The organism is Paracoccus sp. 08 (assembly GCF_024105395.1).
Lineage (GTDB): Bacteria > Pseudomonadota > Alphaproteobacteria > Rhodobacterales > Rhodobacteraceae > Paracoccus > Paracoccus marcusii.
Genome location: NZ_WEKR01000064.1, coordinates 179,825 through 192,241, shown reverse-complemented (window position 1 = coordinate 192,241; position 12,417 = coordinate 179,825). Strand labels below are relative to the sequence as shown.

General features: G+C 64.6%; 13 protein-coding genes and 1 pseudogene. 9 read left to right on the top strand and 5 right to left on the bottom strand.

Features of this window, described 5'->3' with window-relative positions; all coding sequences use genetic code 11:
• The first annotated feature begins 7 nt into the window (after positions 1-7).
• The 8 genes from GBO37_RS14930 (at position 8) to GBO37_RS14895 (ending at position 9,463) form a co-directional block, all read left to right on the top strand.
• Positions 8-3,973 (top strand): glycoside hydrolase/phage tail family protein, encoded by a 3,966-nt coding sequence (locus tag GBO37_RS14930; protein WP_252929853.1) that lies wholly within the window; start codon positions 8-10, stop codon positions 3,971-3,973.
• Between the two features lie 11 nt (positions 3,974-3,984).
• Complete coding sequence (locus GBO37_RS14925; RefSeq protein WP_252929852.1) at positions 3,985-5,061, top strand: DUF2793 domain-containing protein; 1,077 nt, start codon at positions 3,985-3,987, stop codon at positions 5,059-5,061.
• 52 nt (positions 5,062-5,113) lie between these two features.
• Positions 5,114-5,368 carry a DUF6127 family protein gene (locus GBO37_RS14920; protein ID WP_198590314.1) on the top strand — a complete coding sequence of 85 codons (255 nt, stop codon included), beginning with the start codon at positions 5,114-5,116 and terminating at the stop codon, positions 5,366-5,368.
• Positions 5,369-5,529: 161 nt separating this feature from the next.
• Positions 5,530-6,204, top strand: coding sequence for a D-Ala-D-Ala carboxypeptidase family metallohydrolase (locus GBO37_RS14915; protein ID WP_252929851.1), 675 nt, complete (start codon positions 5,530-5,532; stop codon positions 6,202-6,204).
• Positions 6,201-6,458, top strand: a complete 258-nt coding sequence (locus tag GBO37_RS14910; RefSeq protein ID WP_252929850.1) for a hypothetical protein — start codon at positions 6,201-6,203, stop codon at positions 6,456-6,458. The genes GBO37_RS14915 and GBO37_RS14910 overlap by 4 nt, the downstream gene beginning before the upstream one ends.
• A 453-nt stretch (positions 6,459-6,911) precedes the next feature.
• Positions 6,912-7,145: a hypothetical protein gene (locus tag GBO37_RS14905; protein ID WP_252929849.1), complete on the top strand. Its 234-nt coding sequence runs from the start codon at positions 6,912-6,914 to the stop codon at positions 7,143-7,145.
• Positions 7,146-7,419: 274 nt separating this feature from the next.
• Positions 7,420-8,220, top strand: a complete 801-nt coding sequence (locus GBO37_RS14900; RefSeq protein WP_252929848.1) for an SAM-dependent methyltransferase — start codon at positions 7,420-7,422, stop codon at positions 8,218-8,220.
• Positions 8,221-8,239: 19 nt separating this feature from the next.
• Positions 8,240-9,463: a S8 family serine peptidase gene (locus tag GBO37_RS14895; protein WP_252929847.1), complete on the top strand. Its 1,224-nt coding sequence runs from the start codon at positions 8,240-8,242 to the stop codon at positions 9,461-9,463.
• A 172-nt stretch (positions 9,464-9,635) separates the two neighbouring features.
• On the opposite strand, the gene GBO37_RS14890 is transcribed toward GBO37_RS14895, so the two are convergent.
• Both GBO37_RS14890 and GBO37_RS14885 read right to left on the bottom strand, forming a co-directional pair.
• Positions 9,636-10,331 carry a hypothetical protein gene (locus GBO37_RS14890; RefSeq protein WP_252929846.1) on the bottom strand — a complete coding sequence of 232 codons (696 nt, stop codon included), beginning with the start codon at positions 10,329-10,331 and terminating at the stop codon, positions 9,636-9,638.
• Between the two features lie 2 nt (positions 10,332-10,333).
• Entirely contained in the window at positions 10,334-10,744 is a 411-nt protein-coding gene (locus GBO37_RS14885; protein WP_252929845.1) for a hypothetical protein, read from the bottom strand.
• Positions 10,745-10,766: 22 nt separating this feature from the next.
• Here GBO37_RS14885 and GBO37_RS14880 point away from each other — a divergent pair, with 22 nt between their 5' ends.
• Positions 10,767-11,012: a hypothetical protein gene (locus GBO37_RS14880; RefSeq protein WP_252929844.1), complete on the top strand. Its 246-nt coding sequence runs from the start codon at positions 10,767-10,769 to the stop codon at positions 11,010-11,012.
• Between the two features lie 159 nt (positions 11,013-11,171).
• On the opposite strand, the pseudogene GBO37_RS21665 reads toward GBO37_RS14880, so the two are convergent.
• The 3 genes and pseudogenes from GBO37_RS21665 to GBO37_RS14870 all read right to left on the bottom strand — a co-directional run.
• Positions 11,172-11,453, bottom strand: a pseudogene (locus GBO37_RS21665) (relaxase/mobilization nuclease domain-containing protein); the annotation flags it as partial.
• 149 nt (positions 11,454-11,602) lie between these two features.
• On the bottom strand, positions 11,603-11,911 hold the full coding sequence (locus GBO37_RS14875) for a hypothetical protein (RefSeq protein ID WP_252929843.1): 309 nt from the start codon (positions 11,909-11,911) through the stop codon (positions 11,603-11,605).
• Positions 11,908-12,309, bottom strand: coding sequence for an AlpA family transcriptional regulator (locus tag GBO37_RS14870; RefSeq protein WP_252929842.1), 402 nt, complete (start codon positions 12,307-12,309; stop codon positions 11,908-11,910). Before GBO37_RS14870 ends, GBO37_RS14875 begins: the two co-directional genes overlap by 4 nt.
• Positions 12,310-12,417: the final 108 nt, after the last annotated feature.

Sequence of the window (12,417 nt, the reverse complement as noted above, 5' to 3'; positions counted from 1 at the left end):
CCCACCCATGGCCACCCTCGTTCTCGGCGCGGCCGGCGCCGCCATTGGCGGTTCCATCGGCGGCGCGATCCTCGGTGTCAGCGCCGCGACCATCGGCGGCTTCATCGGCTCCACCATCGGCTCGGTCGTCGACAGCTGGATCATCTCGTCGCTGGCGCCCACGCAACGCATCGAGGGCACGCGGCTCGACACGCTGCGGATCACCTCGGCCACCGAGGGCGCGGTGATCCCGCGGCTCTACGGGCGCATGCGGATGGGCGGCAACATCATCTGGGCGACGGATTTCCGCGAGGAGACGAAGACCACCACGCAGGGTGGCGGCAAGGGCGGCGGGGGCGGCAAGGTCAAGACCACCGAGTATCTGTACTACGCCAGCTTCGCGGTCGCCTTGTGCGAAGGTCCGATCACCGGCATCGGCCGAATCTGGGCCGACGGCAAGCCGATGGACCTCTCCGGCGTCACCTGGCGCTGGTATCCGGGCGACGAGGCGCAGAGCGCCGATCCGTTCATCGCGGCGAAGATGGGGGCCGCCAGCACGCCGGCCTATCGCGGCACCGCCTATGTGGTCTTCGAGGAACTTGCGCTCTCGACCTACGGCAACCGCCTGCCGCAGCTCTCCTTCGAGGTGTTCCGCCCACTGGCCGATCCCGACACCGCCGAGGGGCTGACCCGGGCCGTCACCATGATCCCGGCGTCGGGCGAGTTCACCTATGCCACGCAGGCGATCCGCAAGACCGATGGCGGCGCGACGGTACCCGAGAACCTGAACGCGCTGGCCGACTCCACCGACATGGTGGAGTCGCTGGACCGGCTACAGGCGATGGCGCCCGCGGTCGAGAGCGTCAGCCTCGTGGTGGCCTGGTTCGGCGACGATCTGCGCGCGGGGTCGTGCAAGGTGCGGCCGGGCGTCGAGGTCTCGGCCAAGTCGACGACGCCCGCCATCTGGTCGGTGAACGGCGTGAGCCGCGCCAATGCCTTCCTCGTCAGCCGGGACGATCAGGATCGCCCGGTCTATGGCGGCACGCCGTCCGACTTCGCGGTGGTGCAGGCGATCCAGGAGATGAACGCGCGTGGGCTGCGCGTCACCTTCTACCCCTTCATCCTGATGGACGTGCCGCCCGGCAACACGCTGCCGAACCCGTATTCCGACAACGCCACCGAGACCGGCCAGCCGGTTTTTCCGTGGCGGGGGCGGATCACCTGCTCGCCTGCAGCGGGGTTCGCAGGGACCGTGGACAAGACGGCCACGGCCGCAAGCCAGGTCGCGGCGCTGTTCGGCGCGGCCACGCCTGCCAGCTTCAGCGTCTCGGGCCAGTCTGTCTCCTGGACCGGCACGCCCGGCGACTGGGGCTTGCGACGCATGGTGCTGCACTACGCGCATCTCTGCGCCGCGGCGGGCGGGGTCGATGCGTTCCTGATCGGCACCGAGATGCCGGGGCTGACGACGATCCGCTCGGGCGCCAGCACCTATCCGGCAGTGCAGGCCTATCGGGACATGCTCGCGGATGTCCGCTCGATCCTCGGGTCCGGCACCAGGATCGGCTACGCCGCCGACTGGTCGGAATACTTCGGGCACCAGCCGGGTGACGGCTCGGGTGACGTGTTCTTCCACCTCGATCCGCTCTGGGCCGATCCCGAGATCGATTTCATCGGCATCGACAACTACATGCCCCTGTCGGACTGGCGCGATGGGTTCGAGCATGCGGACGCGGTTGAGGGCTGGCCCGCGATCTACGACCGGGCCTACCTGCAGGGGAACATCGCAGGCGGGGAAGGCTTCGACTGGTTCTATGCCAGCGCGGCGGATCGGTCGGCGCAGATCCGGACGCCGATCACGGACGGGGCCGCGGCCAAGCCGTGGGTCTTCCGCTACAAGGATCTGCGCGCCTGGTGGTCGAACCCGCATTACAACCGCCCGGGCGGGGTGGAGAGCGGGACGCCGACGACGTGGACGCCGCAGTCCAAACCGATCTGGTTCACCGAGCTCGGCTGTCCCGCCATCGATCGGGGCACCAACCAGCCCAACGTCTTCTTCGACCCGAAATCCTCCGAGAGCTTCACACCGCATTTCTCGCGGGGCTGGCGGGATGACGCGATCCAGCGGGCGTATCTCGAGGCGACGTATCTCTGGTGGGGCGTCCCGGCGAACAACCCGGTGTCCTCGGTCTATGGCGGCCGCATGGTGCACGTCCCCGAATGCGCCGCCTGGACCTGGGACGCTCGACCCTATCCGTTCTTCCCGGCGCTGACCGACGTCTGGACGGACGGCGCGAACTGGCGGCTCGGCCACTGGCTGACCGGGCGGCTGGGCGCGGTGTCGCTGGCAGCCCTCGTGCGGCACCTCTGCATGCGGGCGGGGCTGCCCGAGGCGCGGATCGACGTCACCGGCCTCTGGGGCGCGGTCGAGGGCTACGCCATCACCGCGCTGGAAAGCCCGCGCGCCTCGATCACAACGCTGTCGCGCCACTTCGGCTTCGACGCGGTGGAGACCGAGGGCGTGATCCGCTTCGTCATGCGCGGCCGGGCCTCCGTCGCCACGCTTGCGCCCGACGATCTGGTCGCCGGTCGTGAAGGCGACGTGCTGGAACTGACGCGCGGCCAGGAGACCGAACTGCCGCAGGCGCTGAAATGGCAGGTCGCCCGCGCCGACGAGGACTACGACGCAGCCCTCGTCGAGGCGCGGCGCATCACCGTGGACACGACCCGGATTGCCTCCGAGTCCTTCCCGATGGCCGTGCCGCCCGAGGAAGCCGAGCGGCGCTGCCGCCGCGCGTTGATGGAGGCTTGGGTGGGACGCGAGACGGCGGCGTTTCGTTTGCCGCCCTCGCGCCTGGCGCTCGATCCGGCCGACGCGATCCGACTCGCGCATGACGGGCGGTTGGTCGATCTGCGGCTCGTTTCCATCGCCGACGCCGAGGCGCGCGGCGTCGAGGTGGTGCGCCAGGACCGCGCGACCTACGACCTGCCGCCCGGCGATCCCCGCGCGGCGTCGCTGACCCGCGCCGTCGTGTTCGGCGCGCCGGAAGTAGTGCTGATGGACCTGCCGCAGCTGACCGAGGATCAGCCCGCGCATCGTCCCTTCGCAGCGGCGCATGCCGTGCCGTGGCCGGGCGAGATGGCGGTGTTCCGCAGCCCCGCGACCGATGGGTTTGACTTGTTGACCACGTTCGGCAGTCGCGCCCGGATCGGGCTGCTGGTCTCGGACTTCTACGCTGGGCCGACGTCGCACTTCGACCTCGGCAATGCGCTGGTGGTCGATCTGCTGACCGGCACGCTGGAAAGCGTCACCGACCTGACGCTGTTCGGAGGGGCCAACGCGCTCGCGGTAGAGAGCGCGCCCGGCGTCTGGGAGATCGTGCAGGCGGGCGCGGCGGAGCTTCTGACGCCCGGCCGGNATCGTCTGACATGCTTGCTGCGGGGCCAGCGCGGCACCGAGGGCGCCATGGGCAACCCGGCGCCTGCGGGAGCGCGGGTCGTGGTGCTCGACGATGGCCTCGCATCGCTGCCGATCGCCGAGGCCGATCTCGGCATCCCGTGGAACTGGCGCATTGGTCCAGCCAGCCGCCCTGTCAGCGACGAGACCTACGTGGCGCAGGCCTTCACGCCCGCGGGCACCGGCCTGCGGCCGTTCTCGGTCGCCCATGTGGAGCAGCCGTGGCGCAGGCCGCGCCCTGCCGGGGACTTGACGATCCGCTGGACCCGCCGATCCCGCGCGCTCGCGGCCGACAGCTGGGGCGGGCTTGAGGTGCCGCTGGCCGAGGAGCTCGAAGCCTACGAGGTCGAGATTATCGACGGCGCCATCGTGAAGCGGGTGCTGAGCACGGACACCACCAGCGCGCTCTACACCGCCACCGACCAGACTGCGGACTGGGGTGCGCCGCTCGGCCCCGGCGACAACCTCACGATCCGCATCTTCCAGCTCTCCGCCCTCGTCGGGCGGGGCGCGCCCAAGACCGTCACGCTCACGTTCTGAAGGCTTTTCCCATGTCCGACGCGACCACCCATCTCCTGCTGCCCTACATCCTGGCGGCGCAGGCCCAGAAGCATGTCACCCACAACGAGGCGCTGCGGGTCCTCGACGGGCTCGTCCAGCTTTCCGTTCTCGACCGCGATCTGACAGCGCCGCCCGGCAGCCCTGCGGATGGCGACCGCTACATCGTCGGCTCGGGCGCCACCGGCGATTGGGCAGGCTGGGACCTGAACGTCGCGCTCTGGGCCGACGGCGCCTGGCTGCGCCTGCCGCCGCGGACGGGCTGGCGCGCGTGGGTCGAGGACGAAGGGCTACTGCTGGTCTACGACGGGTCTGGCTGGGTGGGGACCACACCGGCGGTGCTGCAGAACATGGCGCTGCTCGGGCTCGGCACGACGGCGGACGCCTCGAACCCGTTCTCGGCCAAGCTAAACGCCGCACTCTGGACGGCGAAGACCGTAGCCGAGGGCGGCACCGGCGATCTGTTCTACACCATGAACAAGGAAGCGGCGGGCGACGATCTCGGGCTGACGCTGCAGACCGGCTTCGTCACCAAGGCGCTGGTGGGTCTCTTCGGCTCCGACCGCTTCCGTCTCGCGGTTTCGGCCGACGGCAGTACCTTCTTCGACGGGCTCAGCGTCGACAACGCCAACGGCATCGTCGACCAGCCCCGGCTACCGCGGTTCAAGGCGTACACCAACTACGACAACTACGTCGGCGTCGGGACCTGGACGAAAATCGGGCTGAACAACACCGACTACAACGACCAGGGCGCCTTCGACGCCGCCAACAACCACTTCGTGGCGCCGGTGGACGGTACCTACCTTTTCGGCGCTACGCTGCTCTACAAGATCAACGCCAGCGCCACCGCCCGCATGCGCGGGCGGCTGGTCCTGAACGGCACGACCGAAATCCGTGGCTCCCTCGGTGAAATCTCCGCGACCCATGTCTCGCTCGCCACCGCGATCTGGCTGCAGACCATGGTGCCGCTGACCGCAGGCGATACCGTCGAGCTGCAGGGGTATTTCCGGGTCGCGGACGGCTACTTCGCTGCCGATCACACGTCCTTCTGGGGCTGCAAGGTCGGCTGAGCGGTAGAGGGAGCATCAGACGACACCACCCCGATCCGAGGGCTTCGTGCGCATGCCCGACGCCGAGTTCGAGGCGATCCTGACGCGGGCGGCCGAGGAAGGCGCGAAGCGGGCGCTCGCCGACGTCGGGCTCGACGGCGACGAGGCCGCGCTCGACATCCGCGATCTGCGCTCCCTGGTGGACTGCATCCGGCTGGTCCGCCGCACCGCCATGCAGACGGCCGTCCGCATGATCACCACCGGCGTCATGTTGGCGCTGCTGGCGGGGATCGCAATCAAGCTCAAGATCTTCGGCGGCGGCCCGTAGCCGCGCCACATCCCCATTCATCAGCCCGCAATCACCCGCCCTCGTTGCGGGGTGAGCTGTGGTCTGCCGGACAGGCAGACGGGAAGGTCCGGTGGACCTTCCCGAGCGGCGAACGCACCGAGCCCCTGCGAGGGGCCGGAAACTCGTTTTGGAGGACCCCCATGAGCACGACGTTCTACGACCAGTGGCGCAAGGCGCCGGAGGTTGCCTGGCGCTGGCCGAATTTCTCACCGGCGGAGATTGCCTGCCGGGGCACCGGCAAGCTGCTCATCAACGAACCAGCGCTCGACAAGCTGCAGGCGCTGCGCGACCGGCTGGGCAAGCCGCTGATCGTCCGTTCGGCCTATCGCAGCCCGGAACACAACCGCGCCGTCGGCGGCGCGACCCGCTCCAAGCACCTCGATGGCGCCGCCTTCGACATCGCCATGGCGAACCACGATCCAGTGGCGTTCGAGGCGGCGGCTCGGGAGGTCGGGTTCCTCGGCTTCGGCTTCTACCCGCGATCGGGATTCATCCATGTCGATCTCGGGCCCGCACGGCAGTGGGGCGAGCGGTTTCCGGTCCGGGCGACGGCATTTGCAGCCGAGACGCCGCCCGCGCGCGAAGTGCTGGCCGAGAGCCGCACCATGAAGGGTGGCGGGGCGGCCGGTGTCGCCACGCTGGGCGCTGCCGGCGTGGAGGTCGCGCAGAGCGTCCTGGCCGAGACCCAGACCGCCATCCTGCCGCTCGTCCCGTATCTCGACGCCCTGCGCTGGGTGTTCATCGCCGTCGCGCTTGGAGGCATCGCAGCCACGATCTACGCCCGTCTCGACGATTGGAAGCGGGGGCGGCGGTGATCGGCGGGCTCTTAGCCACGCTCGCCGGATCGGCATTGGCGCGCGCGGCGCTCCGCTATGGCGTCATCACCCTGGCGATCCTGCCGTTTCTGTTGGCGCTGCGTCGCTCGGGCGAGCGAGCGGGACGGCTGGCTGAGCGGCTCGAGACCATGGAGAACACCAATGAAGCCCAACGACGGATGCTCGAGGCTGCGGCGCGTCGCCCTCGTTTTCGCGACGATCAGGCTGAGGGGATGCGCAGGGGGCGTTTTTGACAGCGCCACACCACACTTTGTAGCTTAACAGCGAAAACTGTGGTTAACTCAGGCAAGGTTATCAGGAGAATCACAACATGCGTGTGCTTCGAACCACATTGTTTTTCTTACTTATGGCCCCCTTGAGCTCGTTCGCGCAAGAAGTACCACTCGGGGAGGCTTGGGGTGCTCTTTCTGAGGGTGAAAGGCCACGAGTTGAGCAAATTCTCCGCGATACAAAGCTGGTGCCTCTAGGAGCGGAACTGACATCCGAGATACCGCCTGGACCGGCAAGTGGCGACACTTTCATACCCGCTTCCAATGCTGGCCAAGCTGCTTGCTACGCAGCATATGCTGTGGCGATTGCGGCCTGCGGCGACGACAGCCAATGTCGTGAAGTCACTGACGCAGCGCTCAGAATCTGCTTGGTAGCGGCAGGCTAGAAAGTTTTATCAGCGACAGGAGGAATCCACCATGGCCTACAGTGATGCATTGGCGAACTTCGTTCTGAGACTAGGAAGTGACGCCTCGTTGCTGCAAAGCTTTAAGTCTGACCCTAGAGGCACATTGAACGCAGAGGCGGGCTTAACCGACGACGACAAAGCTCTTCTGCTTGATCCTGACCCCGCCCAAATTCGTGCGGCCATCTCTGGCAAACCTCTCCCGGCCGGCGTCACAGTTGTGGTTGTTGTTGCGGTCATAAAGTAACAGGATCTTTTCTATCTGAGAGTGGGTTTAGCATGGCCAACGCCCCTGCCTTGGCCGCATTTATGTTGCGATTGGGAAGCGATGCATCTCTTTCGCAGCGCTACCAATCTGATCCCACAGGCACTTTAGAAGCCGAGCCCGATCTCGATGAGGAAGACAAGACGCTGTTACTCAAGCGAGACCCAGCGCTCGTTCGGGTGGCGCTCTCAGGGGAAGCACGGCCTTTAGTGCTTCCTCCAATAATAGTTGTATGGGTGACGAACGTGGAGGAACAATGAGCGGCACGCTTACTGTTGTAGGGTCAGGCATAAAAGCCGGTGCCCACCTGACATCCGAAACTATTAGCTGGATCACAACGGCAAACAAAGTATTTTATCTGGTCGCGGACCCAGTCTCTGAGTTCCAGATAAAGAACCTTAACGCAACATGTGAGTCCCTGAGCGACTGCTATCGCGATGGAGAAAGTCGAAGTGTCGCGTACGAAAGAATGATAGAAAGAGTTGTAAGTTCGTTATCGCCTAACCAAACGACTGTAGTGGTACTCTACGGACACCCCGGTGTTTTCGTTTATCCGTCTTTCGAGATGCTGTCAGAAGCCCGCCATCGTGGTTATAGCGCTATAATGCTTCCAGCCATATCGGCTGATAGTTGTCTGTTTGCCGATCTGGAAATCGACCCTGCTCGGGACGGATGTCAGAGTTTTGAGGCCACAGACTTTCTGCTTCATGAGCGCCTGTTTGACCCTCGCAGTCTGCTGATTTTATGGCAGATCGGAACGGTTGGTGATGGGTCTTTTCAAGCCAATGGCTACCGCGATACTGCGATAGTCAAGCTAGTGGAGGCCCTGCTCGACAAGTATCCAGAAGCTCACGAGGTAATCGTCTATGAGGCTTCGCAGTACGCAATGTTCGATCCGGTTATAAATAAATGCAGGCTTAGCGAATTAGCCTCCGCTCCAATTACACCAATTTCCACGCTGGTGGTCCCACCGATTCCTCGGCGACCGGTGTCTCAAAAAGCGCTTGATAGACTTGGATTGAGCAGAGGTGATATTATTATTGAGAAGGAGAAATAAGCTTGCGGTTGGCAGATAAATGAAAGCAATTGTCAGGCTTCCTAGCTATGCCAAGGCGCAAAGCCGTTATGAGGTGTCGAGCATATCGAGGTTAACAAGACGAAGATCCAATGTTATTGTTGGTGACTTTGACCTAGATGAAATTGCAGACATTGAGCGTGAGGGCGGCGAAGTATACCCTGATGTCCAATTTCAGCTTGCTTCGACTGATTACCCATTTCTTCCAGAGAGAGATGCCGCTCGATTTTGGGAGCGGGATTATGGTGAATTTTCTCCCGCCAGCGGCTTTTCTCTAGATGACGTCTTGAATCATATTAAGGCACCGGAAGCTTGGCACTTTTCACGCGGTTCCGGCGTCACCATCGCTATCGTGGACACCGGCATCGCGACCGACCGACCGGAGATACCGTCATTCAAGCGCTCCAGCATTGATGTGCCGAGTGAGTTTGCAGGTCAGCATTGGTCCGACTCTTTTGGTCACGGCTCTATGTGCGCCTGTATTGCGGCGGGAACAAGTAGCGACGGCGGTCTCTACAATGGGGTTGCGCCTGACGCCAATGTTCTGGCAGTCAAATCTATATTGTCCTCGACAGACTTATACGTAATATATGATGATTTGATAGAAAGATTTTCAGATAAATCAGAAGGTCGACTTATAATAAATAACAGTTTCGCTCTGCTCCGCTGCGCGTCTACAGGCGAATTCACGCTAGATCACCCACTAGTCGATCTTATAAAAAGCGGAGTGAGCGCAGGCATACCCTTTGTCTTCGCGGCAGGCAATAGTCATTATGACGGAGCCTGTGATAATCGTGCAGGGGAATGCTATCCTAATACGATTTGGTCCATTAATTCGCTGGATGAAGTTTTTTGCGTTGGCGCTGTAGATGGCGAGAATTCTAATCAATCTGAATCGTCAGCGCACGCCAATTCGAGTCGAGGTCCGGGCGAACTATCTATGCTAGGCGACAAACCTGATTTGGTTGCCCCTACATACGGGAGAGTTCCTTGGGGCAATATAGGTTACAAGACCCTGGAGTGGTGGGGAACGAGTGGGGCCGCGCCACAAGCCGCCGGTGCAATGGCGCTAGTATTGGCAGCTTATCCAAATATGAGTGTAGAAGAGTTATATCGTCTACTTCGTGAAAGTGCACTGCCGCTTGCATCATCGAAGCATTGCACTGGGGCGGGCCTGCTGAACTGCGAGCGGATAGTACAGAAGTTGTTGGGCCACATATCCTGACCTAGATTTGGTTGGAGAAGGTTCGACGTCAGGCCCATCCCCTCCGCCATTTCCTTTTTCCAAGCTGCTGATAATCGGGCGTTTTGCGATCTCTTTTAGCCGCGGGGTAGCGACCAGGGTAGCATCGTCTCGTCTTGGGGTGATTGGATCCGCCCTGTCTCAAGATAGGTGTTCAGGCAGGCGCGGGGAAGTCTTGGCCCGGACCATCGCTCTGACAGTCTGAATCCACCTCCGACGCCAGGCGCATTCTTCTCAGACGCGATCGGATGATGGTATTCAGACGGTCCATCGGCAGAAGGCGCGGCACGCCATTCGGTGGAAGGAATGCCGCAACAGTCATGCCAGGATGGCCCGTCGTCAGCGCCGCCAGCCGCTCCGCGCTCCCGGGTTCCGGCCCCAGCAGCGCCCGGAGGCATTGCGGGGTCAGAATGAGGACCGGGGCGGTCTGCTTGTCCACGTCCGGCCCATGCTGCATGAGCTTGTCCCACAGTGCCGCAGTGTTCCTGCGCAGGTAAGGGTTCTCCACGAAGTAGGCGGGACTGCGTCCTCGCAGCCTGGCGGCCATATGCGCGCGCAGCGCGGCCTGGGTCCCAGCCAGCGGGGTTCCTGGGCCACCGTAGCGGGGGAGCGGCGATGCTGTATCGTCCCGGCTGATCACCCACCGCTTCGCGCCTGCGAGTGCCCGCGCAAAGATGCGCGCCATCGGCACGGAACCCGTGCCACCCCGCTCCAGCAGAACGATGTCCGGGCGGATGCCGACTGCGCTGCCGTCTTCGAAGCAGACCGCGATGGTCGGGTCGCCCCGGCGGATGGCGGCCCGGGCCGTGATGCCAAGCCCGCGGCAGAGGCGCCGGGCGAGCAGAAGCAACGCTAGGACGTGCCTTCGGCTTCGAACAGGTCGTCGCTCAGCGCGGTGACGGTCTGCCTCAGCGAGAGCTGCCCGTCGATCAGCAGGTGCTGCGCCGCCATGACCTCCCGGAGCTGTGCGGTCAGGCCGCGGACCTCCTCCCGCTGTTCCGAGATCAGGGTCGCCAGATCCTGCGCGATGGTCTGGGTCGAGACGAGGATCTGGCGCAGGGCCTCGGCCAGCTGCCGGCCCAGCTCCTCCTGGTCCTGGGGTCGGCGCAGCAGATCCAGAAGTGCGGTCAGCGGCAGGACCGTCTCGTATGTCTCGCTCGAGAGGTGCTGGATCTCCCGCTGCCGGTCCAGAAGCAGGCGCAGGGCCTGCAGGACCTCCGGCGTGATCGGGGCCCGCAAGGGATGGTCGGAGGTCTCGGTCATTCCGTAGCCTTTCGTAGAGGTGTTGCAGGTCGGCATCGGCCGCCGCCAGGGAGGCCAGCAGGTGGCGCTGGTCGATGAGTGCGCGCAGCTGGCGAGACTGCTTGGCGTGGTGGAGGATCGACAGCAGGTTGATCCGGTCGAGCTCGTCGCTGAGCGCGCGGCCGGGAACACATGTCCGTCCCAGGCTGAAGATGATTCGGCGGCGCTCGGCCTCTTTGACCTCCTCGACCCGCATCGGGGAGCCCGACGCCACCAACGCCGCCTGTAGCGCGGGCAGGTCTGTCGGCTGCCACCGGGTGAGCGCGATGTTGACGTCGGCCGCCATCCGGCGCCGGTCCCCACCACGCAGGCGCCGCGTCGGGCAGAAGACCTCGAGGCGCGGCCCGGCCGCCGGCCGGTGATAGCGTGGCGGGGTGAGGCCGAGATGGCGGCAGAGGCGGCGATGCACCTCATCGCAGCGATGCTGCAGGTCGGGCAAGGACAGCGGGCGGCCGGTGAAGGTGGCGGCCATCAGCATCAGGTGCAAGTGATCGCAGCGTGTGTCGCGATGCCGGACCGCAAGCCATGGGATCTGGCGCGGCGGCAGGCCCAGCCCGGCGATCGCCATCTGCGCCATCTCGACCCATGCGGCGCGGTCCGCCGTCATCCCGTCGGGCAGCGAGAGGGTCACGTGCAGGACGTTCTTCGCATGGCGTGCCGGGCGCGGCATGCGCTGCGCGTGGCTCAGCGTCGGGCCTTCGCCCAGCCAGGGGATCGTGCCGCCGATTGGCTCGGGCGCTCGGAGGGTGCCGGGCTTGTCGCTCTGCGTCAGGTAGCCCAGCACCTTCGCCACCGAGGCGTGGAAGGTCACATGCGGCCTCATTCCCATCCCCTGCGGTTCAGGTCCCGCACGATCCGGCGCATCAGCGCGGATCCGTCGGAGACGAGGCGACCGAGATCGCCGTCGACCGCGTCTTCACCGGTAGGCACCGCGTGCACGATGGCGTTCAGCACAAGACCGAGCTGACCCAGCTCCTCGGTCAGACGGTCCGCGCGACCGGCCCGACCCCCCAGCAGGCAGTCGCGCAGGTAATCCGCGCGGCTGGCGGCYCCCCGCCGGCGCATGTCGGCCATGACGTTCTTCGACTCCGACTGTGACAGCCGGACCTCGAAGCGGGTGGTGTTCACAGCTCCTCCATGGTCAGCGTCCCGGTCGGATCGAAGCCATGATCCTCGTAAGCCACGTGCGCGAGCTGACGAATGAAGCGGATGACCTCGTCTTCGACCCACCGGATCGACCCGGGACCCAAGCGGCGGGGCTGCGGAAAGCTGGGATCAGAGCGCAGCCAGCGATCGACGGAAGCCTCGCTCGCGGCCAGACGACGACAGGGCTCAGTCTTGGTGATTAGCCGGACATCGGCTGCGGGGTGTTTCTGCTGCATCGTCTCTCCTGTTGCAGGTTTCTGGTTCAAATCCGGTTGACAGCTTTCCCGGTGAGGCGCAGAGACGATGCTGTTCAGGTCATCTTCTCGCGGCCCTACCAGGGAGATCGCGCAGCCAACCGCATGCTGCCGCGACTTCTTCATTTTAGAGCCTGTCTGCGACACCGCACAGAGGACCAGCGAGGATGATTGTGGATAGTGGCTACAAGCCCAGCAAATGCTGGGCAGAAGCGCTCCATTTCCGGCACAGCC